Raw genomic sequence first — 22,984 nt, 5'->3', positions numbered from 1 at the left:
CACATGGCACGCAACAAGATTGCCCTTATCGGCTCGGGCATGATCGGCGGCACGCTCGCCCATCTCGCCGGCCTGAAGGAACTGGGGGACATCGTCCTCTTCGACATCGCCGAAGGCATGCCTCAGGGCAAGGCCCTCGACATCGCCGAGTCTTCCCCCGTAGACGGCTTCGACTCCAACCTCGTCGGCGCGAATGATTACGCAGCCATCGAGGGTGCGGATGTCTGCATCGTCACCGCAGGTGTTGCCCGCAAGCCGGGCATGAGCCGCGACGATCTCCTCGGCATCAACCTCAAGGTCATGGAGCAGGTCGGCGCAGGCATCAAGAAATATGCCCCCAACGCCTTCGTCATCTGCATCACCAACCCGCTCGACGCTATGGTCTGGGCGCTGCAGAAGTTCTCGGGTCTGCCGAAGAGCCACGTTGTCGGCATGGCAGGCGTCCTGGACTCCGCGCGCTTCCGCTACTTCCTCGCCGAGGAGTTCAAGGTTTCCGTTGAAGACGTGACGGCCTTTGTTCTCGGCGGCCACGGCGACACCATGGTGCCGCTCACCCGCTACTCCACCGTTGCCGGCATCCCGATCCCGGATCTGGTGAAGATGGGCTGGACCACACAGGACAAGATCGACCAGATCGTACAGCGCACCCGCGACGGTGGCGCAGAGATCGTCGGCCTGCTCAAGACCGGTTCGGCCTATTACGCGCCTGCCGCTTCCGCCATCACGATGGCGGAGAGCTTCCTGAAGGACAAGAAGCGCGTTCTGCCCTGTGCCGCGCATCTTTCCGGCCAGTATGGCGTGAAGGACATGTATGTCGGCGTCCCGACCGTTATCGGTGCCGGCGGCGTCGAGCGCATCATCGAAATCGATCTCAACAAGTCCGAGCAGAAGCTGCTCGACAAGTCGATCGAATCCGTCGAGGGCCTGTGCAAGGCCTGCGCGGAAATCGCGCCCAATCTGAAGCAATAGGAGCCTGAGGCCCGATGAACATCCACGAATACCAGGCCAAGCAGCTGCTGAAAGGCTACGGCGCGCCCGTAGCCGACGGCGTGCCTGTCTTCAACAAGGACGAGGCGGAAGCCGCAGCAAAGAAGCTGCCCGGACCGCTCTACGTCGTGAAGAGCCAGATCCACGCCGGCGGACGCGGCAAGGGCAAGTTCAAGGAGCTCGGGCCTGACGCCAAGGGCGGTGTTCGCCTTGCCAAGAGCGTCGAGGAAGTCGTCACCAATGTCGACGAGATGCTCGGCAACACGCTGGTCACCAAGCAGACCGGCAAGGAAGGCAAGCAGGTAAACCGCCTTTACATAGAAGACGGTGCGGATATCGATCGCGAGCTTTACCTCTCGATCCTGATCGACCGCACCGTTGGCCGCCCGGCATTCGTCGTCTCCACCGAAGGCGGCATGGATATCGAGGCCGTCGCTGAAGAGACGCCTGAAAAGATTCTCACCCTGCCGATCGACCCCGAAGCCGGTGTCACCGCAGACGACGTGAAGAAGCTCAACGAGGCGCTGAAGCTGGAAGGCGAAGCGGCTGCCGATGGCGAGAAGCTGTTCCCGATCCTCTACAAGGCCTTCACCGAGAAGGATATGAGCCTTCTGGAAGTCAACCCGCTGATCGTCATGGAAAACGGCCGTCTGCGTGTTCTCGACGCCAAGGTCTCCTTCGACGGCAATGCCCTTTTCCGTCACGACGATGTTGTTGCCCTGCGCGACACGTCCGAAGAAGACGAGAAGGAAATCGAGGCATCCAAATACGACCTCGCCTATGTTGCGCTGGACGGCAATATCGGCTGCATGGTCAATGGTGCCGGCCTCGCCATGGCGACCATGGACATCATCAAGCTCTACGGTGCTGAGCCCGCCAACTTCCTCGATGTCGGCGGCGGCGCATCCAAGGAGAAGGTGACGGCAGCCTTCAAGATCATCACCGCCGATCCGGCCGTGAAGGGCATCCTCATCAACATCTTCGGCGGCATCATGAAGTGCGACGTCATCGCCGAAGGCGTTGTCGCAGCCGTCAAGGAAGTTGGCCTCAAGGTGCCGCTGGTCGTGCGCCTGGAAGGCACCAATGTCGATCTTGGCAAGAAGATCATCAACGAGTCCGGCCTTGATGTCATCGCCGCCGACGATCTCGACGATGCGGCCAAGAAAATCGTGAATGCCGTGAAGGGAAGCTGAGCCAAGATGTCCATTCTCGTCAATAAAGACACGAAGGTCCTGGTTCAGGGCCTTACCGGCAAGACCGGCACGTTCCACACCGAGCAGGCGCTTGCCTATCACGGCACGCAGATGGTCGGCGGTATCCACCCGAAAAAGGGCGGCACCACCTGGACCGGTCAGGGCGGTGAAGAACTTCCGATCTTCGCTTCCGTTGCCGAAGGCAAGGAACGCACGGGCGCCAATGCGTCTGTCGTCTATGTTCCCCCGGCAGGTGCAGGTGCCGCCATCATCGAGGCGATCGAAGCCGAGATCCCGCTCATCGTCTGCATCACGGAAGGCATTCCGGTGATGGACATGGTGAAGGTGAAGGCACGTCTGGAAAAGTCGAATTCCCGCCTCCTTGGACCGAACTGCCCAGGCGTTCTCACCCCCAACGAGTGCAAGATCGGCATCATGCCGGGCAACATCTTCAAGAAGGGCTCTGTCGGCGTCGTGTCTCGTTCGGGCACCCTCACCTATGAAGCGGTGTTCCAGACCACCAATGAAGGCCTCGGTCAGTCGACGGCTGTCGGCATCGGCGGCGACCCGGTCAAGGGCACCGAGTTCATCGACATGCTGGAAATGTTCCTCGCAGACGACGAAACCGAGTCCATCATCATGATCGGCGAGATCGGTGGTTCGGCCGAGGAAGAGGCTGCCCAGTTCCTCAAGGACGAGGCCAAGAAGGGCCGCAGGAAGCCGATGGCCGGCTTCATCGCGGGTCGCACGGCTCCTCCCGGACGTACCATGGGCCACGCAGGCGCCGTGATCTCCGGCGGCAAGGGCGGCGCGGAAGACAAGATCGCAGCCATGGAAGAGGCCGGCATCAAGGTTTCCCCATCGCCTGCACGCCTTGGCACCACGCTGGTGGAAGCCATCAAGGACTTCCGTCCGTAAGATAATCAGGAACGCCAGCCCGTTCCGGCGGGTTGGCGTTTCGTACAGCTTGAGCACATGACGGTTAAACCGTCCGCGCCGGCCGGCGAGCAGGCCGCATTGCAAGGAGCCGGATTGAGTTCCGGAGCGCGAAAATGGCACGGCAGAACCAAGCCAACGACGAATTTTCCCTCACCTCTTTCCTCTACGGCGGAAATGCCGCCTATATGGAAGAGCTCTACGCGGCCTATCAGCAGGACCCTTCGTCGGTCTCTGAAGACTGGCGCGACTACTTCGCGCAGCTGAAAGACGATGCGGCTGACGTCAGGAAAAACGCCGAAGGCGCTTCCTGGAAAAAGAAGAACTGGCCCATCGAGGCCAATGGTGAGCTTGTCTCCGCACTCGACGGCAACTGGGGCGATGTCGAGAAGCATCTCGACAAGAAGATCAAGGAAAAGGCATCGAAGGGCGGCATCGCGCTGAACGAAGCCGAATTGCAGCGCGCCACCCGCGATTCCGTCCGTGCGATCATGATGATCCGCGCCTATCGCATGCGCGGCCACCTGCACGCAAATCTCGACCCGCTGGGCATCGCGAACCCTCTGGAAGACTACAACGAGCTGTCGCCGGAAGCCTATGGCTTTACCGAAGCCGACCTCGACCGTCCGATTTTCATCGACAATGTCCTGGGGCTTGAGACGGCGACGGTTCGCCAGATGCTCGACATCCTCAAGCGCACCTATTGCTCCACGCTCGGCGTGGAGTTCATGCACATCTCCAACCCCACCGAGAAAGCCTGGATACAGGAGCGCATCGAGGGGCCGGACAAGGGTGTGACCTTCACCGCCAATGGCAAGAAGGCCATCCTGCAGAAGCTGATCGAGGCGGAAGGCTTCGAGCAGTTCATCGATGTCAAATACAAGGGCACCAAGCGCTTCGGCCTTGATGGCGGTGAAGCGCTGATCCCTGCCCTCGAACAGATCATCAAGCGCGGCGGCCAGATGGGCCTGAAGGAAATCGTTCTCGGCATGGCCCACCGCGGCCGCCTGAACGTGCTCTCCCAGGTCATGGAGAAACCGCACCGCGCCATCTTCCACGAGTTCAAGGGCGGCTCTTTCGCTCCTGACGATGTGGAAGGCTCCGGCGACGTGAAGTACCATCTCGGTGCATCCTCCGACCGCGCTTTCGACGGCAACAATGTCCACCTTTCGCTGACGGCAAACCCCTCCCACCTCGAGATCGTTGATCCGGTGGTAATGGGCAAGGCACGCGCCAAGCAGGATCAGGTCTTCGGCCGCAAGCGCGAGGAGATCGTGCCGCCTGCCGAGCGCGCCAAGGTTCTGCCGCTCCTCCTCCACGGTGATGCTGCCTTCGCAGGTCAGGGCGTCGTGGCCGAGTGTCTCGGCCTGTCGGGTCTGCGCGGTCACCGCGTGGCTGGTACGCTGCACTTCATCATCAACAACCAGATCGGCTTCACCACCAATCCGCGCTTCTCGCGCTCATCGCCCTATCCTTCCGATGTGGCGAAGATGATCGAGGCGCCGATATTCCACGTGAATGGCGACGATCCGGAAGCCGTGGTCTATGCGGCCAAGGTGGCGATGGAATATCGCATGACGTTCCAGAAGCCGGTCGTCATCGACATGTTCTGCTATCGCCGCTACGGCCACAACGAAGGCGACGAGCCTGCGTTCACCCAGCCGATCATGTATCGCAAGATCCGTGAGCATAAGACCACGGGCGAAATCTATGCAAAGAAGCTGATCGACGAAGGCCTGATCACGCAGGACGAGATCGACCAGATGAAGGCCGAATGGCGCCAGCATCTGGAAACCGAGTTCGAAGCCGGTCAGGCCTACAAGCCGAACAAGGCCGACTGGCTGGATGGCGTCTGGACAGGCCTGAAGCGCGCCGACCACGAGGACGAGCAGCGCCGCGGCAAGACCGCCGTTTCGCTGAAGACCCTCAAGGAACTCGGCAAGAAGCTGACCGACGTGCCGGAAGGTTTCGAGGTTCACAGAACCATCAAGCGCTTCATGGATAATCGTCGCAAGATGATCGACACCGGCGAAGGTATCGATTGGGCGACGGCGGAGGCACTGGCATTCGGATCGATCCTGATGGATGGTAATCCGGTCCGTCTTTCCGGTCAGGATTCCGAGCGCGGTACCTTCTCCCAGCGTCACTCGGTGCTCTACGACCAGCGTGACGAGAACCGCTACATCCCGCTGAACAATCTCGGACCGCAGCAGGCCTATTACGAGGTCATTAACTCGATGCTCTCCGAAGAAGCAGTACTCGGCTTCGAATATGGCTTCTCGCTGGCAGAACCGCGCGCGCTGACCCTGTGGGAAGCCCAGTTCGGTGACTTCGCAAATGGCGCACAGGTCGTCTTCGACCAGTTCGTCTCCTCTGGCGAACGCAAATGGCTTCGCATGTCCGGTCTCGTCTGCCTTCTGCCGCATGGCTATGAGGGTCAGGGTCCGGAGCACTCCTCTGCACGTCTGGAACGCTTCCTGCAGCTTTGCGCAGAGGACAACATGCAGGTGGCCAATGTCACCACGCCTGCCAACTACTTCCACATTCTGCGCCGTCAGCTGAAACGCGACTTCCGCAAGCCGCTGATCCTGATGACGCCGAAATCGCTGCTGCGCCACAAGCGCGCCGTCTCGCAGCTTTCGGAAATGGCAGGCGAGAGCACCTTCCACCGCCTGCTCTGGGATGATGCGCAGATGCTGCCCGACCAGCCGATCAAGCTGGTGAAGGACTCCAAGATCCGCCGCGTCATCATGTGTTCCGGCAAGGTCTATTACGACCTTTACGAGGAACGCGAGAAGCGCGGGATCGACGACATCTACCTGCTGCGCGTGGAACAGCTTTATCCGTTCCCGGCCAAGGCGCTCATCAACGAGCTGTCGCGCTTCAAGAATGCGGAGATGGTCTGGTGCCAGGAAGAGCCCAAGAATATGGGTGCCTGGTCCTTTATCGACCCGTATCTCGAATGGGTGCTGCAGCACATTGATGCCAAGCACAAGCGGGTTCGCTACACTGGCCGTCCGGCGGCCGCCTCGCCTGCAACGGGCCTCATGTCCAAGCATCTCGAACAGCTGGCCGCCTTCCTTGAAGACGCTCTCGGCGGCAACTGACCTGAACAGAACCAACGGAAACTGATCCCATGGCTACTGAAATCCGCGTTCCCACTCTCGGCGAATCCGTCACCGAGGCTACCATTGGCCGCTGGTTCAAGAAGAAGGGCGATGCCATCACGGCGGACGAGCCCATCGTAGAGCTGGAAACCGACAAGGTTACGGTTGAGGTCCCCGCCCCCGCATCCGGCACGCTGCAGGAAATTGCAGCCGAGGAAGGCACGACCGTCGAGGTCAACGCGCTTCTCGGCATGATCGGTGAAGGCGAAGGCGCTCCGGCCAAGAAGGAAGAAAAGCCTGCCGCCAAGGCAGAGACCGCCAAGACCGAGGAAAAAGCGTCCGGCGGCAAGCTGGTGGATGTGAACGTCCCCTCCGCCGGCGAGTCCGTCACGGAAGCGCAGGTCGGCGAAATCTACAAGAAGGTCGGCGACAGCGTTGCGGTCGACGAGCCCATTCTCGAGCTCGAGACCGACAAGGCCGCTCAGGAAGTCATGGCACCGGTTGCAGGCGTTATCCGCGAGATCGTCGTCTCCAGCGGTGACGAGGTTCAGGTCGGCGCGCTTCTTCTGCGCATCGAGGAAGGCGCATCTGCCGGTTCCACACAGGCTGCCAGCGCATCGCAGGAAAAGGCATCTGCTCCTGCTTCCGATGAAGCCTCCTCCGGTCGCCCGCCCGCACCGGCTGCTGCCAAGCTGCTCGAAGAGCGCGGCATGAAGGCTTCCGACGTTCAGGGCTCCGGCAAGCAGGGCCAGGTCCTGAAAGGCGACGTTCTCGCAGCCGAAGGCAAGGGTGCGCCAAGCCAGCCGGTCGAGAAGCCGAAGGCACCACGCGCACCGTCCGGCACCGAGGATGAGGCTCGCGAAGAGCGCGTGAAGATGACGCGTCTGCGCCAGACCATCGCCCGCCGCCTGAAGGAAGCCCAGGACACGGCAGCCATGCTCACCACCTTCAACGAGGTGGACATGAAGCCGGTCATGGACATGCGTTCCAAGTACAAGGAGCTGTTCGAGAAGAAGCACGGCGTGAAGCTGGGCTTCATGGGCTTCTTCACCAAGGCGGTGACGCATGCCCTGAAGGAAATCCCGGCGGTTAACGCCGAGATCGACGGCACCGACATCATCTACAAGAACTTCTGCCATATCGGCGTGGCCGTCGGCACCGACAAGGGCCTCGTGGTCCCCGTCGTTCGCGATGCCGACCAGATGACGATTGCAGAGGTCGAGAAGGAAATCGGCCGCCTCGGCAAGGCAGCTCGCGACGGCAAGCTTGGCATGGCAGACATGCAGGGCGGCACCTTCACCATCTCCAATGGCGGTGTTTACGGTTCGCTGATGTCCACGCCGATCCTCAATGCTCCGCAGTCCGGTATCCTTGGCATGCACAAGATCCAGGAGCGTCCGATGGTTGTCGGCGGCGAGATCGTCATCCGCCCGATGATGTATCTGGCGCTGTCCTACGATCACCGTATCGTCGACGGCAAGGAAGCCGTGACCTTCCTCGTTCGCGTCAAGGAAGTGCTGGAAGATCCGGAACGCCTCGTTCTCGATCTCTAAGGCAGGATGGGACTGAGCCATGATGGCCGGCCTCAAGGCTTTGACAATCGCCATTCTTCTGGCAGGCAGCACAGGCGCTAGCCTGGCGGCCTGCCCGCAGGAACTGGCAGTCTATACGGAAGCCTATGACGGTCGGTCGGCTCTGGAATTTTTCGCCGATACGCGCAAGCCGGACATTCAGCATTTCCGGCTGCTTCTGCGTGGCGCCAAGCCGAATTCCGGCACTGTCGAACTGCAGGATAGCGGCACACGCAGCCTTGGCAGGGTCGATGGCCTGTGGTCCGGTGCGATCTATGCGATCCAGAGCGACGGCAGCGTTACACCGCTCAAGAAGCGCGGCAGCAAGGCCGCCCAAAGCATCATCCTGAGCGACCTGTCCTACACCTTGAACCGCCACAAATTCGCAGACGGCACACCGGTGCTGCCTGTTTTCGACCTTTACCACCTCACAGGCTGTCAGGAGTGACGGCCAAATCCACCGCAAAGCGGAAGGAAGAGAAATGTCCTACGATCTCGTCGTCATCGGAACCGGCCCCGGCGGCTATGTCTGCGCCATCAAGGCGGCACAGCTTGGGCTGAAGACTGCCGTTGTCGAAAAGCTGCCCACCCATGGCGGCACCTGCGTCAATGTCGGCTGCATCCCCTCCAAGGCGCTGCTGCATGCCACCGAAATGTTCGCTGAAGCCGGTCATTCCTTTGCCGATCTCGGCATCGAGATTTCCAAGCCGAAGCTGAACCTGAAGCAGATGCTGGCGCACAAGACCAAGACGGTGGAACAGAACACCAAGGGTCTCGACTTCCTGATGAAGAAGAACAAGATCGATGTTCTGCGCGGCGTTGGCTCCATCGCGGGCAAGGGCAAGGTCACCGTCAAGGGCGACGACGGCAAGGAACAGACGGTCGAGACCAAGAACATCGTCATCGCCACCGGCTCCACCGTCGCAGGCATTCCCGGCGTCGAAGTGAAGTTCGACGAGAAGGTCATCGTCTCCTCCACCGGCGCTCTCGAATTCGGGAAGGTTCCGGGCAAGATGGTCGTGGTCGGCGGCGGCGTGATCGGGCTTGAGCTCGGCTCGGTCTGGGCACGTCTTGGTGCCGAAGTAACCGTTGTCGAATATCTCGACAAGATCCTCGGACCGATGGACGCCGAAGTCTCCAAGCAGTTCCAGCGCATGCTCGCCAAGCAGGGCCTCACCTTCAAGCTCGGCCAAAAGGTCACCGACGTCTCCAAGGCCGGCAAGGGTGCGAAGGTCACCTTCGAGCCTGCAAAGGGCGGCGATGCGGAAACGATCGAGGCCGACGTCGTGCTCGTCTCGACCGGCCGCAAGCCCTTCACCGAGGGGCTGGGCCTCGACAGCGTTGGCGTCGAACTCGATGACCGCGGCCGGGTGAAGACCGACAAGCACTTCCGCACCAATGTGGAAGGCGTCTATGCCATCGGCGACGTGATCGCTGGACCGATGCTGGCGCACAAGGCCGAAGATGAAGGCATGGCTGTTGCCGAAATCCTCGCCGGCCAGGCCGGTCACGTGAACTACGACGTAATCCCGAGCGTCGTCTATACGAGCCCGGAAGTCGCCTCTGTCGGCAAGCCTGAGGAAGAGCTGAAGGAAGCTGGCGTCGAGTACAATGTCGGCAAGTTCGCCTTCTCGGCCAATGGCCGCGCCCGCGCCATGCTGCATACGGACGGTTTCGTGAAGATCCTGGCCGACAAGAAGACCGACCGCGTGCTGGGCGCACATATCGTCGGCTTCGGTGCTGGCGAAATGATCCATGAAGCTGCCGTGCTTATGGAGTTCTCCGGCTCGTCCGAAGACCTCGCACGCACCTGCCATGCTCACCCGACCATGTCGGAAGCGGTTCGCGAAGCAGCGCTCGGCGCGTTTGCAAAGCCAATCCATTCCTGATCATTCGAGTAATCGCTCACACAAAAAAGGCCGCTCTCGCAGCGGCCTTTTCTTCTGTTCGGTTGCCGGTTCTTACTGGGCAGCCGGTGCATCCGTATTCGGAGCGGGGGCGGTTGGCTCGTCAGGAGCCGGCGCGTCGGTTGCCGGAGCCTCGGTGGCCGGAGCTTCGGGTGCATCCGTATTTGCTGCTGGTGCTTCTGCCTCGGGTGCAGCCTCCTCGACCGGTGCTTCTGGTGCGGCAGGAGCAACAGCATCGCCGCCTTCCGGTGCCACGGTTGTCTCTTCCTGGATGGTCACATCGGCATCATCGGCTCCGCCCCAGATGCCTGCACCGCCAAAGACCAGGAACAACACGATCAGTATTGCTGCCAATACCGCAACCACGATCATCGTGCTGCCACCACCCGACGATGACTGCACAACCGTGTGGTTGGACGGTCGCACAGCGGGATCTGCAGCAGGGTCGGTACGCGGATCTACCGGATCGTTGGGATCGCGGGGCCTGTTGTAATTTGCCATCGGAATGTCTCCCATCTGAGGCCTTGATTGACGGTAGAACGCCTGATCAAGATGAGAGTTCCGGTTGAAGCTGCGCCTTAGCGCATGGCGACAGGAGAGACACGATAGCCCCGCTCCTGCAGGAGAGCCACCAGACCGTCTTCCCCCGGAAGATGAAGCGCCCCAACGGCTATGAAGGCGCCACCATCATTGATGAAGGCGGAAGCCGTCTCGGACATGCTCCGATTGCGCTTGTTCACCATGACCTCTTCAAATGTCGCATATCCCGCGCTCTCGTCGTCACCCGGCATCACGGTATCCATCATCGGCCAGAACATGCCTGTCTCGCCCTCGGTATAGAGAATGATCATGGTTTCGATCACATCGTCGATGCGATCTCCCAGCGCCAGGGTGCTGAGCAGGCCTTCGATGTGAAACTCCATCGGCAGGGACGCCATGGCCTCGAACTGGTCGACCATGGTCTCAAGCCCTGCCACCGCCTTACCTTCCTTCTTCGCATTCGCCGCCAGCAGGGCATCGAGCACCAGCGCCCCCTGTTCCTGCCTCTGCATTTCACAGCTTGGCAGCGAGGCCATGGAGACGAGCATCCAGGGCTTCATCTTGATGACTGTCTGAAGCGGAATGCCCCGATCTTCCAAGGCTGATTTCAACCCCGCCTGCTGCCGATCATCCAGATGATCGGTGAGCTTTTCCGAACCGGTGAACATCATGAGTTCCGGTTGCTGCGCCATGGCCGCCATCATGGCCTTGCGATCAAGCACGTCCGTCGTCTCGATCACGATGGTTTCGGCTTCCGAGAAAGCCGCCTTCGCGGCATCAGGCAAGTCCAACACCCGCGGATCGGTCACATGCATCGTGCCGAAGAGCCAGGAAGGTGCAACGCCGTCCGCCTCCACCTTCCACAGCAACCCGCTGCCATTGACGACCCCTGCGGCTTCCTTCTCGATGGCAGCGAAACGCTCCGGCTCATTCGCCCGGACCTCATGCAACAGATCGCGACCGCGACAGGCATCATCGGCCGCCCGCACCTGTGTCGCGCCAAGCAGGGCCAGAAGAAAGCTGGTGAATGCCAGCAGGTGCAAGATGCCGACAAGGCGCAGCAAGGTGTCGCTCAGCATCTCGGGAAAGTCTCGGAACATCTTTATTATCCTGATTTCAGGCGCGTGGATGGGCGGCGTCGTAAATTTCCAGGAGGCGGCTGGTGTCGACCGCCGTATAGACCTGCGTGGTAGACAGGCTGGCATGGCCCAAGAGCTCCTGGATAGCACGCAGATCCCCTCCCCGCCCCAAAAGATGGGTTGCAAAGGAGTGGCGAAGCGCGTGCGGCGTGGCCGTATCCGGCAGATTGAGCGCTGCGCGCATCTTGCGCATCTCCCGCTGGATGATGGCCGGCTGAAGCGGCCCGCCCTTCGCACCACGAAACAGCGGCTCTTCCGGTGAAAGGTGCCACGGGCAAAGCTTGCAATATTCACCGACAGCCTGCGCAACGACGGGAAGAACAGGCACGAGCCGCGTCTTTCCGCCTTTACCCTTGATGCGCAGCGCGCCCGCACTCTTCCCGTTCAACTCGCCTGCCGTCAGCCCAAGAGCTTCGGAAATGCGCAGGCCCGAACCATAGAGAAGCGCGAGTACCGCAGCGTTGCGGGCGGCGATCCATGGCTCCTCGGCAAGCTGTCCCTCGCCAGAGACAACCTTGCGTGCATCGGCAGCAGTCAGCGGCTTAGGCAAGCCTTTGGGTGCCTTCGGCGAACGTACGGCGCTAACGCCTGCGGCATTGGCCATCCCCTGGCGCTCGAGAAATCGCAGAAAGGACCGGATGCCCGCAAGGCCGCGTCCCAGGCTGCGCGCTCCCGCACCGTCGCGGCGACGCAGCGCGAGAAAGGCGCGAAAATCGGAAGGTCTCAGATCGGCAATATCCTTGATGCCGGGCGCATCGCCCAGATGCCCGGTCAGGAATTGCAGGAACTGCCGCGTGTCGCGCTCATAGGCCGTAACGGTGAGTGCGGAAAGCCGCCGCTCGCCGTCCAACCGCTTCAGCCATTCCACCCGCGCCTGCTGCAGGTCGGGTTTGGCGCTGATCAGAAATGCTTCGCTCATGCCGTGCCTCCATGCGTGCAATTTCGCTCATGGAGGTTAGCCAAGCGTGAAGGTGTCAGGCGCCTTCGATCTCTTCGCGCAGCATTTCCAGCTCAAGCCATTCTTCCTCGAGCTTCGCTCGCTCCTGGCCCTTCTTCTCAAGCTCTTGCGTGAAGCGGGCAAAGGCTGCAGCGTCTTTCGCGTAAAGATCCGGATCAGCCAGCTTCTGCTCAAGCTTCTCCATTTCGTCGGAAAGAGCCTCGATGCGCCCCGGCAAGGTCTCCAGCGCATATTTCTGCTTGTAGGAGAGCTTGGCGCTGTTGCTGCGTGTCTTTTCTCCGCCCGAACCCTTCGGCGATGAAGCTGCCTTCTCCGCACTGCGCGCCTTGCGCCGCTCCAGCTCCTCGCCCTTGCGCTGCGCCATCATGTCTGAATAGCCGCCCGCATAGATGATCCAACGGCCCTTGCCATCAGGTGCGATGGTGGCAGTGACAGTGCGGTCGAGAAAGTCGCGATCGTGGCTGACAAGCAGAACCGTGCCGGGGAAACCTTCCACCAGCTCCTGAAGCAGGTCCAGCGTTTCCATGTCGAGATCGTTGGTAGGCTCATCGAGCACGAGCAGATTGGCCGGCCGCGTCAGGAGGCGTGCGAGGATCAGACGTGCCCGCTCGCCGCCAGACAGTTCGCGCACCGGCGTGCGCGCCTGCTCCGGCTTGAAGAGGAAGTCCTTCATGTAGGAGACGACATGCCGCTCCTCACCATTGACCACCACGCTGTCGCCGCGCCCGTCCGTGAGGAAATGAGCCAGCGTTTCGTCGGGTTTCGGTGCGTCGCGCTTCTGGTCGAGCACCGCCACTTCCAGATTGTGGCCGAAGCGTATCGCGCCTTCGTCCGGCTCTAGTGCGCCGATCAGCATCTTGAGAAGCGTCGTCTTGCCCGCGCCATTGGGTCCGACAAACCCGATACGCTCGCCACGGTTGATGCGAAGCGAGAAATCGCGAACGACTCCCAGCTCGCCATACGCTTTCGAGATGTTTTTCGCCTCAACGACCAGCTTGCCTGAATCGGCTGCATCGGCGGCCTTCATCACCGCCAGCCCTTCGGCCTTCTGGAAATTGCGGTGTTTTTCGCGCAAGCTTTGCAATTCGCCAAGCCTGCGCACATTGCGCTTGCGGCGTGCGGTTACGCCATAGCGCAGCCAGTGCTCCTCGCGCGCGATCTGACGCCCAAGCTTGTGCTGCTCGCGCTCTTCTTCTTCCAGAACCTTGTCCCGCCATTCCTCGAAATGGGCAAAGCCCTTGTCGAGCCTGCGCGTGACACCCCGGTCGAGCCAGACCGTCGCGCGGGTGACGCGCTCCAGAAAGCGGCGGTCATGCGAGATCGTGACGAGTGCCGAGCTCATGCGCGCGATTTCATCCTCTAGCCATTCGATTGTCGTTAGGTCGAGATGGTTGGTGGGCTCGTCGAGCAGCAGCAGATCGGGCTGAGGAGCAAGCGCCTGTGCAAGGGCCGCACGCCGTGCCTCTCCGCCCGAGAGCGTATGCGGCTCCTCCTCGCCGGTCAGGCCCAGACTGTCGAGCATCAAGGTGACACGGTTGATGTCATCGGCAGGGCCGAGACCCGCCTCGACATAGGCACGAACAGTCTTGTGCCCCTGCCAGTCCGGTGCCTGCGCCAGATAACGAATGGTCGCGGTGGGCTGGCGAAAGATCTCGCCATCCTGCGCCTCGGCAATGCCCGCCGCGATCTTGAGAAGCGTGGACTTGCCCGACCCGTTGCGCCCGACCAGCGCGATACGCTCACCCGGCCCGACCATGAGGCTGGCCCCGTCCAGGAGGGGCGTGCCGCCGAAGGTCAGCTTGATGTCTTCGAGCTTGAGAAGCGGTGGTGCCATCAGGCAGTTTCCTCGTCATTGAGATGAGCGACCAACATCGCGCGGCCTTTTTCCAGCCGAATCGCAAGCCTGTCGGCCACATAATTTGAAAGCGTGAGCGAAGAGCCGAATTCGACCTCTACATGATCAAGCGGCCAGCGAGCGCCCTCGACAGTTAGGCCGCTCAGCGGCTCGAACAGGAGGATGCTGAAGATCGTGCCGGGCGCATAGTCGAATTCGTGCTGAACGCCCGCCGCCAGATGTCGCCCTTCCTGATTGCCGCTCGTCACCAGCGTTGGCACCCCCATCTCGCAAAGGCGCACGACCTGCGTCAGATGCAGATGGGCATGATCGGCGCGCTCACCGCCAAACGCGCCCGCAAGAACAAGCGCGGTAGCGCCTTCTTCGAGCGCATGGTCAATGGCAAGCTCGCCGTCAGTCTTGTCCTTCTCCGGTGGGAACTCGCGGGTCGGCACATACGCGAATGCATTCCGCATCGCAGCGTCTACGCTGTCGAAGTCGCCAACCCAAAGCTCCGGCGTCACGCCAAGCAGCGAAGCATGTCGCATGCCGGAATCCGCCGCGATGATGCGACTGCCTTCAAGCATGGCTGAGAGGCGGCGGGTGGGGGCAAGCTCACCGCCGAGAAGAATGACAAAACGGCTCATGGCCCGACGACTTACAGCATTGGCGCGCAAGACGAAACGTCCTTCGCAATGCCCACCCGGTACCGAATGATGACCGGGCTTGCGCCCTCTGCCCCACCGCCCTATCTTCGCGCCGATCTAACGGGGTGCCAGGCAGGTCTGCCTGAGCTGAGAGGCCAAGCCAACCCGCAGAACCTGATCCGGATCATGCCGGCGGAGGGATTAGACTGTTCAAGCAGCACCCTTCGATACACGAGTGAGAGGTGCTCATGCGCATTACCCCCTATGCCGTATCACTTGCTGCAGCCCTGCTGGCCACCACGGCTGGCGCGCAGGAGAAGCTGACGGTCTACACATATGAAAGCTTCACTGCCGAGTGGGGCCCGGGACCGCAGATCGAGAAGAACTTCGAAGCCGATTGCGGTTGCGATGTTGAATTCGTCTCCGTCGCTGATGGCGTGGCACTGCTCAACCGCCTCAAGCTGGAGGGCAAGGATACCGAAGCCGACATCGTGCTGGGGCTGGATACGAACCTGACCGAGGAAGCCCGCAAGACCGGCCTCTTTGCCCCCCACGAGACGGATCTCGCCAATATCGACATCCCCGGCGACTTCTCTGACGATATTTTCGTGCCATTCGATTACGGCTATTTCGCATTCGTCTATGATACGCAGGCGGTCTCCACACTGCCGAAGAGCATGAAGGCGCTGGTCGATGCGCCTGCCGACATGGTGAAGATCGCCATTCAGGACCCGCGCACCTCCACGCCTGGGCTGGGTCTGCTCCTTTGGGTGAAGGCTATCTATGGTGACGAGGCGCCGCAGGCTTGGGAGAAGCTGCAGGACAAGATCCTGACTGTCACCCCCGGCTGGAGCGAGGCCTATGGCCTGTTTTCCAGCGGCGAAGTGGCCATGGTCCTGTCCTACACGACCTCACCGGCCTATCACATGATCGCCGAGGACACCGAGCGTTATCAGGCAGCGCCCTTCGCTGAAGGCCACTACATGCAGATCGAGGTCGCGGGCAAGACCGTGAAGGGTGCAGACAATCCGCTTGCAGCCCGGTTCATGAGCTTCATGACCGGACCGGGCTTCCAGGATACCATTCCGGAAAGCAACTGGATGTTCCCCGCTGGCAAGACCTCCAAGCCGCTCAACCCGGCATTCCACGAACTCGTAGAGCCGTCCGAAACACTGCTTTTCTCGCCCGCAGAGGTCGCCGAGAACCGCAAGGCATGGGTGGATGAGTGGCTGTCGGTCATGAGCAAGTGATCGCCCCTGTAGGGCGAGGAAGAATCTGGGCCGGCATGGCGGCCTTGAGCTTTCTCGCCCTTCTCATCGGCGGTGCATTTGCAGGTCTTGTTGCAGAAGCTTCCGGCTCCCTGGGTGCCGCAGTCGCGGCATTCGATGGCTATCTCCTGCGTGTCATGCGCTTCACGCTGCTGCAGGCATCACTTTCGACGCTCCTCTCTGTCCTACCCGCAATCCTCATCGCCCGCGCGCTTGCACGGCATCCGCAATTTCCAGGGCGAGGCCTGATCCTCAGCCTGTTTGCGGTTCCGCTGGCGCTGCCCGCCATTGTCGCGGCCCTTGGGGTGCTGGCTCTCTACGGTCGTGCGGGATATTTGGCACCATACCTGTCGATCCTGGGCAACAGTCATTGGGAAGGCATATACGGCCTGTCCGGCATCCTGGTGGCTCATGTCTTCTTCAACCTGCCGCTGGCGGCACGGCTTTTGCTGGCATCGCTCGAATCGGTTCCGGGAAACCACTGGCGCCTTGGCGCGCAGCTCGGAATGGGACCGTTGGCCTCTTTCCGGTTCATCGAATGGCCGGTGCTGCGCGGTTCACTGCCGCAAGTGGCTGCACTCGTCTTCATGCTGTGCGTAACCTCCTTCACCATCGTTCTCACGCTTGGTGGCGGCCCCCGGGCCACAACGCTGGAGGTCGCGATCTATCAGGCATTGCGATTCGATTTCGATCTGGCTCGTGCGCTCGCGCTGACAGTGGCACAGGTCGCGCTCACACTGCTCATCGTGTTGATCCTCGCCCGCCTTGGCGCAACCATTACCGCAGATGCCAATCTGCCGACCGCGCCACGACGGATTGTTTTTGCCGGCAAGGTTGAAACCACGCTGAACAGCCTTCTCATCCTGCTCGCCCTCTTATTCGTGGCCGGGCCGATGGCAGCAACGTTCATGGCCGGAATTGACGCTGATCTTGCGCGTCTCGCCCAAGACAAGGCGGTCATTCATGCGACAGTGACCAGCCTCGTTCTCGCGACGCTTTCGGCTCTGCTTTCCGTCGTCATTTCCACCGCACTGATAATGGCGCGTCGGCAGCTGGAACTGGAGCGCCGCACCGAAGGACGCGGAATCCTTGAACATTTGAGCGATGCGGGTGCGAGCTTCGTTCTGATCATTCCCCCCGTCGTGATCGGAGCGGGCTGGTTCATTCTTCTGCGCCATTTTGGAAGCGTCTTCAGCTTTGCCCCCCTCATGGTCGTGACAGTGAACGCAGCCATGGCAATGCCATTTGCCATGCGCGTCCTTCGCCCGGCTCATGATGCCGCAAGCGCCCGCCATGAGAAATTATGTGCCAGTCTCGGGATTCGGGGCATCAACCGACTGCGGCTGGTGGAATGGCCGGTGCTTCGACGCCCGATGGCCGTGGCATTCGCATTCGCAATGGCCCTTTCGCTCGGCGATCTTGGCGTGATCGCCTTGTTCGGAAGCGACGCGGTTCAGACCTTGCCTTATCTCCTCTTGCAACGAATGGGCAGCTACCGAACCGATGATGCGGCGGGACTTGCCCTTTTTCTCGGTCTGCTGTGCTTGTTGCTTATGCTCGTTGCAAGCCGCCTCTCAAGGGAAAGACATCCATGACTGCCCCTGCCACGATCGAACTCCGTGATATCCGCTTTTCCTATCCCGGCGGAGCCGACATGGTCTTCGATCTCAAGATTCGTGCTGGTGAGAAAGTGGCCGTCATGGGCCCCAGCGGTTCGGGCAAGTCCACATTGCTCAACCTGATTGCCGGCTTCGAGCGCCCGCAAGAGGGAAGCATTCTGATTGACGGACAGGATGTGACGACACTTCCCCCCGACAAGCGCCCGGTCTCGATGGTATTCCAGGAGAACAATCTGTTTTCGCATCTGAGTGTGAGGCAGAATGTAGGCCTTGGCCGGTCTCCGTCACTGCGATTGAACGATTGTGACAGGCAAGCGGTGGAATCAGCCCTGATGCGTACCGGCCTTGGCGACAAGGCGGACCGCCTGCCTGCCGCCCTGTCCGGCGGAGAACGCCAGCGCGTGGCCCTCGCACGCGTCCTCGTGCGCAATCGCGCGGTGCTCTTGCTTGACGAGCCGCTTGCCTCCCTCGGTCCGGCCTTGCGCGAAGAGATGCTGGCGCTCATCGCTGATCTGCATCTGGAGGGCAAGATGACGATCGTGATGGCCACGCATGCACCTGAAGATGCCGGCAGGTTGACCGATCGCCTGGTACATGTGGCCGAAGGCCGCATCGCCGGCATTGGTGCAACCAAGGATTACCTCGGCGGGCAGGCTCCTGAGGGTTTCCGCGACTATCTGGGAAAAAATCGCGCTTGAGCGGCGTTGGAAAGCCGTTATTTCACCACTATGTTTACGCAAAGCCGGGATGAATGGCAGGACCTGCTTCTTGTCTTGTGGTCTTAGCTGTGGCTAGTTCCACCGCGAGACTGGCTCATGGAAATCGGAAGGATTAGCGCCCTGTCGCATTGCAGTGTCCGATCTCTGAGAATTTCGCGCGAGGTGAGGTTCGGCCGCCTGAGAGCAGGCTCCGCACTTCTCCTCGTGACGCTGCTTGCCGGCTGCCAGACACTGGACCTGAACGAAAAGAACTTCGTCCCCTCGTCAAACCCGGTCACGGTGGACACGGTTACTCGCGGGGACCGCCTGGCTGGCCTGGCGAAACGCCAGCACCCCAAGATTCTCAAAACCTATGGTGGCGAATATTCCGATCCGAAGCTGGAGCGCATGCTCGCCCGCGTTGTCGGAAAGCTGACACTGGATCCTGACAATCCGGAGCAAAGCTACCGCATCACCATCCTCGATTCGCCCAATATCAACGCCTTCGCACTGCCCGGCGGCTATCTCTACGTCACGCGCGGGCTCTTGGCCCTTGCGAACGATTCGGCCGAAATTGCAGCCGTACTTGCTCATGAGATGGCGCATGTGACGGCGAATCACGGCCTTGAGCGTCAGCGTCGCGAGGCCGAAGCCAATCTGGCAACCCGCGTGGTCGACGAGGTTCTGGGTAGCAATGGCACTGCACGTGCGGCTGCCGTTCGCGGAAAACTGCGATTGGCGCAATTCTCGCGCAATCAGGAACTGGAAGCGGATTCGGTCGGCATCAGGTCGATCGGCCGCGCAGGTTACGACCCCTATGCGGCAGCGCGCTTTTTGCGCTCCATGGATCAGTACCAATCCTTCCACAATGTCAGCGGCAGCTCGGATGCCAGCCTGGACTTCCTTGCAAGCCACCCCAATGCCCCACGGCGGATCGAACTTGCCCAACGCCATGCGCGCAATTTTGGCCCTCCGGGTAGCGGCCTGAAGGAGCGCGAGCAATATCTCGCAGGCATCGATGGTATCCTGTTCGGTGACAAGCCCTCGCAGGGCTATGTACGCGAACGCTCCTTCCTGCACCCCGGACTGGGCGTCGCTTTCACCGTTCCGAATGGCTTCGTTCTGGATAATTCAAGCGGCGAAGTCGTTGCCGCAGGGCCTGGCAATCTTGCATTCCGTTTTGATGGAACGACGGTCGATACCGGCACTCAGCTCACAGACTATCTCGGCAGTGGCTGGTTGGATGGGCTTGATCCCTCATCGGTCCGCGTCACGACCATCAACGGCCTGCCGGCTGCCCGTGGGCGCGCATATTCCTCCGATTGGCAATTTGACGTAACTGTCGTGCGTGTTGGCGAGCAGGTATATCGCTTGTTGACCGGAGCACCCAGAGACAGCAGTCAACTGGACGCGGTGGCAAACGAGATCACCAGCAGCTTCCGCATGATGAGTCAGTCGGAAGTGGCCGATCTGAAGCCGTTGCGCGTTCGCGTGGTAAATGTCGGACCGGGTGACACGGTAGCGACGCTGGCCTCCCAAATGGTGGGCGTGGAACGCAAGCTTGAGCTGTTCCGCCTGATAAATACCCTCGGCCCCGGCGCGACGCTGACCGCAGGGGAAAAGGCGAAGATCATTACCGATCGCTGATCAGTTTATGCCGGCGCGCGCAACTCAGGATGTTTGCGGCTCAAGCATTCCTGCAGCTTTTCAAGGGCGCGGCTTTCGATCTGACGAACCCGCTCCTTGGAAATACCGAGACTCTCGCCAAGAGCTTCAAGCGTTGCGCCATCTTCCGACAGGCGACGCTCTCGCACGATTTTCAACTCGCGCACATTGAGCGTTTCAAGCGCCTGCTCCAACCATGCGGTCCGGCGCTCTCCATCAATGGATTCGCCCGCAACATCATCGGGCAGCGGGTCATCGCTGACCAGCAGATCGAGCCGTTCGGAGGATTGCTCGCCATCGCTTTTCAGCGGTGCATTGAGCGATGTGTCCGAACCGGACAGACGCGCATCCATCAGCGCGACATCCTTCTCCGGTACTTTCAGCGCGTGCGCCACTTCACGGTAGAGGTCGCCGGATGGCATGGCTTCCCCGCCGGCGCGCTGCATCTTTGCGCGCAGCCGGCGAAGATTGAAGAAGAGCGCCTTCTGTGCGGAGCTTGTGCCGCCGCGCACGATAGACCAGTTGCGCAGTACGTAGTCCTGCATCGAAGCCCTGATCCACCATGTCGCATATGTCGAGAAGCGGACTTCGCGCGAAGGGTCGAAGCGTGCCGCTGCTTCCAGCAGACCCACATATCCCTCCTGGATGAGATCGCCTGCCGGTAGACCGAAGGAACGGAATTTGGACGCCATCGCAATGACAAGACGCATATGAGCCAGGGTGATACGGTGAAGCGCTTCCTGGTCCTGCGCCTCTTTCCAACGGCGCGCCAGCTCCTGCTCTTCGTCCCGTTCGAGATAAGGAGCCTTCATGGCGGCTCGGACCATTTCCTGTCTCGCGCTGTCCTGCATTAATGGCTCCCTTCGGCAGGAGCAGAATGGCGGCGGGCCACACTGCTGATCACAAAAGGTAACAACAGACTACGAGAAAGGTTCCGCTGCACTAAAAGCCGGATGCAGCTCAAAATGCATGAAGCCCGGCCATCACTCGGAGACCGGGCTTCATGCAGAAATAATCAGATGCCGTTCAGGGCACGGAAGATCAGGCAGCTTCTTCCTTCGCTGCTTCTTCGTCTTCAGCCTTCGGACCGCGGCGCGGACCCTTGTTCAGATTGGTCTCGATCAGGCGCACCGCTTCCGTCTCCGACATGCGGTTGACGGCTGCGATTTCACGCGCCATGCGATCAAGTGCCGCTTCGTAGAGCTGGCGTTCCGAATAGGACTGCTCCGGCTGGTTTTCCGCGCGATAGAGGTCGCGGACAACTTCCGAAATGGAGATGAGATCACCGGAATTGATCTTTGCATCATATTCCTGCGCGCGGCGCGACCACATGGTGCGCTTCACGCGTGCACGGCCCTGCACCACCTTTAGAGCGCGATCCACATAATCGGTCTCGGAAAGCTTGCGCATGCCGATGGAGGAAGCCTTCGCAACCGGCACCTTCAGGCGCATCTTGTCTTTCTGGAAATCGATAACGAACAGCTCCAGCTTGTGGCCCGCAACTTCTTGGTCTTCGATCTCGACGATCTGGCCTACCCCGTGTGCTGGATAGACGATGAACTCACCGGTCTTGAAGCCATTTCGCTGCGACGATTTTTTCTGCTGGGTTGCCATACGCCTAACACTCCTGTTTTTATGGGCCGAGGAGATTCGCGTCTCCGCCCGGTCGCAATGCCGATGCTGGCTGGAAATGGCGTCAATTCAGGAGTTACATGCCGCACGGGCACCGGCAGTCATGCCGATCCTCAAGGCCCCGAAAAGTCTTGGCCTTGGAATGTAACGCACCTTTCGAATGATTAGGTTTTCTGCGCCATCTGCAGACGTGTTGAAATCGGCATGTCTTCGGAAGCTACCACAAAAAGCTGAGGAAATCAACTATTTGCCATAGTTGAAGCTTTCCGGCGCAGGGGCCAGATTCGCACCACGCTGTTTTCGCGACAAAGAGTCGCAGAGGCTGAAATGGCTATGCGAGCGGCAAGCCCACATGTGTGACGTCAGTCGCCCTGGCCCGGCTCAGCCGAGAAATACTTTTCGAACTTGCCTTCTTCGCCGTCAAACTTCTGCGCATCGTCGGGCGCGTCGCGCTTGATGGTGATATTGGGCCACTTTTCGGCATATTCGGTATTGACCTGGAGCCACTTGTCGAGACCCGGCTCCGTATCCGGCTTGATGGCTTCAGCCGGGCATTCCGGCTCGCAGACACCGCAGTCGATACACTCATCCGGATGGATGACAAGCATATTCTCGCCTTCATAGAAGCAGTCGACCGGGCATACCTCCACGCAGTCCATATACTTGCACTTGATGCAATTGTCGGTCACGAGATAGGTCATCAGGAACTCCCGGGCGAAGGCGAACGGCTAAGCCGCTTCCGCCGACATCATCTGCTAGTGGATACCCGCCAGGCCGCTTGAGACAAGCGCTGCGAAGGTCGTGGCGGTGAGGTAGCCGCTTTGTCCGACGCTGGCAAGAGTTGGCTGTTGCGCCAGATCACCCTGAAGGGAAACAGCTTTCCAATTCGTTGCAATCAGGTGTCTTCGCCAAAGATGCGCTGCAGTTGGCGGCGGTCCTTCTTTGTCGGACGACCGGCCCCGCGATCGCGTACTGCGATATCCGCTGGCTCGGCTTCCCGTGCGGGCTCGGGCGGGGTCAGATCTTCATAGAGTTTCCGCGCTTCTTCAGCCGGTCCTCTCCGCGTGCCCGGATCAATCACCCGGTAGACCAGCACCCGCCGCTCAAGAGTGATGGTCAACACATCTCCCACCTTGAGCGGATATGAGGCCTGCTCGATCCGGTTGCGATTGACCCGAACCTTGCCCGCCTGCGCCAGCTTGGCAGCAAGCGACCGCGACTTCACGACCCTGGCGAAGAAGAGCCACTTGTCTACACGCTGCCGATCACTGACGACCAAATGT

20 protein-coding genes and 1 riboswitch are annotated in these 22,984 nt (G+C 60.6%); of the genes, 11 read left to right on the top strand and 9 right to left on the bottom strand.

Translation table 11 applies throughout. The features are described 5' to 3' along the window. Positions 1-3: 3 nt before the first annotated feature. The 7 genes from mdh (at position 4) to lpdA (ending at position 9,683) form a co-directional block, all read left to right on the top strand. A complete protein-coding gene (mdh, locus tag EL18_RS14835; protein ID WP_036485921.1) occupies positions 4-969 on the top strand; it encodes a malate dehydrogenase in 966 nt (321 codons plus the stop codon). Between the two features lie 14 nt (positions 970-983). Beyond that, positions 984-2,180: an ADP-forming succinate--CoA ligase subunit beta gene (gene sucC / locus EL18_RS14830; RefSeq protein ID WP_036485919.1), complete on the top strand. Its 1,197-nt coding sequence runs from the start codon at positions 984-986 to the stop codon at positions 2,178-2,180. 6 nt (positions 2,181-2,186) lie between these two features. Next, positions 2,187-3,098 (top strand): succinate--CoA ligase subunit alpha, encoded by a 912-nt coding sequence (gene sucD, locus EL18_RS14825; protein WP_036485917.1) that lies wholly within the window; start codon positions 2,187-2,189, stop codon positions 3,096-3,098. A gap of 134 nt (positions 3,099-3,232) precedes the next feature. Further along, positions 3,233-6,223: a 2-oxoglutarate dehydrogenase E1 component gene (locus tag EL18_RS14820; RefSeq protein WP_036485915.1), complete on the top strand. Its 2,991-nt coding sequence runs from the start codon at positions 3,233-3,235 to the stop codon at positions 6,221-6,223. 29 nt (positions 6,224-6,252) lie between these two features. Beyond that, complete coding sequence (odhB, locus tag EL18_RS14815) at positions 6,253-7,776, top strand: 2-oxoglutarate dehydrogenase complex dihydrolipoyllysine-residue succinyltransferase (protein ID WP_036485913.1); 1,524 nt, start codon at positions 6,253-6,255, stop codon at positions 7,774-7,776. 19 nt (positions 7,777-7,795) lie between these two features. Continuing rightward, positions 7,796-8,242: a hypothetical protein gene (locus EL18_RS14810; RefSeq protein WP_036485911.1), complete on the top strand. Its 447-nt coding sequence runs from the start codon at positions 7,796-7,798 to the stop codon at positions 8,240-8,242. Between the two features lie 34 nt (positions 8,243-8,276). Next, positions 8,277-9,683, top strand: coding sequence for a dihydrolipoyl dehydrogenase (gene lpdA / locus EL18_RS14805; RefSeq protein ID WP_036485902.1), 1,407 nt, complete (start codon positions 8,277-8,279; stop codon positions 9,681-9,683). A 72-nt stretch (positions 9,684-9,755) separates the two neighbouring features. Here the strand turns inward: lpdA and EL18_RS18105 are convergent, their stop codons facing one another. The 5 genes from EL18_RS18105 to EL18_RS14780 all read right to left on the bottom strand — a co-directional run bounded on the left by EL18_RS18105 (position 9,756) and on the right by EL18_RS14780 (position 14,819). After that, on the bottom strand, positions 9,756-10,202 hold the full coding sequence (locus EL18_RS18105) for a hypothetical protein (protein WP_051914322.1): 447 nt from the start codon (positions 10,200-10,202) through the stop codon (positions 9,756-9,758). A 77-nt stretch (positions 10,203-10,279) separates the two neighbouring features. Continuing rightward, entirely contained in the window at positions 10,280-11,341 is a 1,062-nt protein-coding gene (locus EL18_RS14795; RefSeq protein ID WP_051914320.1) for a TraB/GumN family protein, read from the bottom strand. Positions 11,342-11,357: 16 nt separating this feature from the next. Next, positions 11,358-12,299, bottom strand: coding sequence for a tyrosine recombinase XerC (locus EL18_RS14790; RefSeq protein ID WP_036485900.1), 942 nt, complete (start codon positions 12,297-12,299; stop codon positions 11,358-11,360). Between the two features lie 55 nt (positions 12,300-12,354). Next, positions 12,355-14,172 carry an ABC-F family ATP-binding cassette domain-containing protein gene (locus EL18_RS14785; protein WP_036485898.1) on the bottom strand — a complete coding sequence of 606 codons (1,818 nt, stop codon included), beginning with the start codon at positions 14,170-14,172 and terminating at the stop codon, positions 12,355-12,357. Next, positions 14,172-14,819: a thiamine diphosphokinase gene (locus EL18_RS14780; protein WP_036485895.1), complete on the bottom strand. Its 648-nt coding sequence runs from the start codon at positions 14,817-14,819 to the stop codon at positions 14,172-14,174. The genes EL18_RS14785 and EL18_RS14780 overlap by 1 nt, the downstream gene beginning before the upstream one ends. A gap of 111 nt (positions 14,820-14,930) precedes the next feature. After that, positions 14,931-15,037, top strand: a riboswitch (TPP riboswitch). A gap of 30 nt (positions 15,038-15,067) precedes the next feature. On the opposite strand from EL18_RS14780, the gene thiB reads away from it, so the two are divergent. From thiB to EL18_RS14760, 4 genes are all read left to right on the top strand, one after another. After that, the gene (gene thiB / locus EL18_RS14775) at positions 15,068-16,069 is read left to right on the top strand and encodes a thiamine ABC transporter substrate binding subunit (RefSeq protein WP_036485893.1); all 1,002 of its coding nucleotides are present in this window, start codon (positions 15,068-15,070) and stop codon (positions 16,067-16,069) included. 35 nt (positions 16,070-16,104) lie between these two features. Further along, positions 16,105-17,682, top strand: a complete 1,578-nt coding sequence (thiP, locus tag EL18_RS14770) for a thiamine/thiamine pyrophosphate ABC transporter permease (RefSeq protein WP_051914318.1) — start codon at positions 16,105-16,107, stop codon at positions 17,680-17,682. Further along, positions 17,679-18,404, top strand: coding sequence for a thiamine ABC transporter ATP-binding protein (thiQ, locus tag EL18_RS14765; protein ID WP_036485889.1), 726 nt, complete (start codon positions 17,679-17,681; stop codon positions 18,402-18,404). The genes thiP and thiQ overlap by 4 nt, the downstream gene beginning before the upstream one ends. A 117-nt stretch (positions 18,405-18,521) precedes the next feature. Further along, positions 18,522-20,051 carry a M48 family metalloprotease gene (locus EL18_RS14760; protein WP_152553068.1) on the top strand — a complete coding sequence of 510 codons (1,530 nt, stop codon included), beginning with the start codon at positions 18,522-18,524 and terminating at the stop codon, positions 20,049-20,051. A gap of 5 nt (positions 20,052-20,056) precedes the next feature. Here EL18_RS14760 and EL18_RS14755 read toward each other — a convergent pair whose 3' ends face one another. The 4 genes from EL18_RS14755 to EL18_RS14740 form a co-directional block, all read right to left on the bottom strand. Beyond that, on the bottom strand, positions 20,057-20,920 hold the full coding sequence (locus EL18_RS14755; protein ID WP_036485887.1) for an RNA polymerase factor sigma-32: 864 nt from the start codon (positions 20,918-20,920) through the stop codon (positions 20,057-20,059). Between the two features lie 190 nt (positions 20,921-21,110). Beyond that, the gene (locus EL18_RS14750; protein WP_036485885.1) at positions 21,111-21,683 is read right to left on the bottom strand and encodes a CarD family transcriptional regulator; all 573 of its coding nucleotides are present in this window, start codon (positions 21,681-21,683) and stop codon (positions 21,111-21,113) included. A gap of 380 nt (positions 21,684-22,063) precedes the next feature. After that, positions 22,064-22,402, bottom strand: a complete 339-nt coding sequence (gene fdxA / locus EL18_RS14745) for a ferredoxin FdxA (protein WP_036485883.1) — start codon at positions 22,400-22,402, stop codon at positions 22,064-22,066. Between the two features lie 194 nt (positions 22,403-22,596). Then, entirely contained in the window at positions 22,597-22,980 is a 384-nt protein-coding gene (locus tag EL18_RS14740; protein ID WP_036485881.1) for an RNA-binding S4 domain-containing protein, read from the bottom strand. Positions 22,981-22,984 lie beyond the last annotated feature (4 nt).

This window comes from Nitratireductor basaltis, from assembly GCF_000733725.1.
In the GTDB taxonomy this organism is placed as follows: Bacteria; Pseudomonadota; Alphaproteobacteria; order Rhizobiales; family Rhizobiaceae; genus Chelativorans; species Chelativorans basaltis.
Note: the sequence above shows the minus strand (reverse complement) of the source record. Positions and strands in the feature narration are given on the sequence as shown.

Bases quoted from the DNA above. Each gene is read 5' to 3' on its own strand.
- EL18_RS14780 (WP_036485895.1), bottom strand. From the start codon at position 14,819: ATGAGCCGTTTTGTCATTCTTCTCGGCGGTGAGCTTGCCCCCACCCGC.
- EL18_RS18105 (WP_051914322.1), bottom strand. From the start codon at position 10,202: ATGGCAAATTACAACAGGCCCCGCGATCCCAACGATCCGGTAGATCCG.
- EL18_RS14810 (WP_036485911.1), top strand. From the start codon at position 7,796: ATGATGGCCGGCCTCAAGGCTTTGACAATCGCCATTCTTCTGGCAGGC.
- mdh (WP_036485921.1), top strand. From the start codon at position 4: ATGGCACGCAACAAGATTGCCCTTATCGGCTCGGGCATGATCGGCGGC.
- lpdA (WP_036485902.1), top strand. From the start codon at position 8,277: ATGTCCTACGATCTCGTCGTCATCGGAACCGGCCCCGGCGGCTATGTC.
- EL18_RS14820 (WP_036485915.1), top strand. From the start codon at position 3,233: ATGGCACGGCAGAACCAAGCCAACGACGAATTTTCCCTCACCTCTTTC.
- thiP (WP_051914318.1), top strand. From the start codon at position 16,105: ATGGCGGCCTTGAGCTTTCTCGCCCTTCTCATCGGCGGTGCATTTGCA.
- EL18_RS14795 (WP_051914320.1), bottom strand. From the start codon at position 11,341: ATGTTCCGAGACTTTCCCGAGATGCTGAGCGACACCTTGCTGCGCCTT.
- EL18_RS14750 (WP_036485885.1), bottom strand. From the start codon at position 21,683: ATGGCAACCCAGCAGAAAAAATCGTCGCAGCGAAATGGCTTCAAGACC.
- fdxA (WP_036485883.1), bottom strand. From the start codon at position 22,402: ATGACCTATCTCGTGACCGACAATTGCATCAAGTGCAAGTATATGGAC.
- thiB (WP_036485893.1), top strand. From the start codon at position 15,068: ATGCGCATTACCCCCTATGCCGTATCACTTGCTGCAGCCCTGCTGGCC.
- odhB (WP_036485913.1), top strand. From the start codon at position 6,253: ATGGCTACTGAAATCCGCGTTCCCACTCTCGGCGAATCCGTCACCGAG.
- EL18_RS14755 (WP_036485887.1), bottom strand. From the start codon at position 20,920: ATGCAGGACAGCGCGAGACAGGAAATGGTCCGAGCCGCCATGAAGGCT.
- EL18_RS14760 (WP_152553068.1), top strand. From the start codon at position 18,522: ATGGAAATCGGAAGGATTAGCGCCCTGTCGCATTGCAGTGTCCGATCT.
- EL18_RS14790 (WP_036485900.1), bottom strand. From the start codon at position 12,299: ATGAGCGAAGCATTTCTGATCAGCGCCAAACCCGACCTGCAGCAGGCG.
- sucD (WP_036485917.1), top strand. From the start codon at position 2,187: ATGTCCATTCTCGTCAATAAAGACACGAAGGTCCTGGTTCAGGGCCTT.
- sucC (WP_036485919.1), top strand. From the start codon at position 984: ATGAACATCCACGAATACCAGGCCAAGCAGCTGCTGAAAGGCTACGGC.
- EL18_RS14785 (WP_036485898.1), bottom strand. From the start codon at position 14,172: ATGGCACCACCGCTTCTCAAGCTCGAAGACATCAAGCTGACCTTCGGC.
- thiQ (WP_036485889.1), top strand. From the start codon at position 17,679: ATGACTGCCCCTGCCACGATCGAACTCCGTGATATCCGCTTTTCCTAT.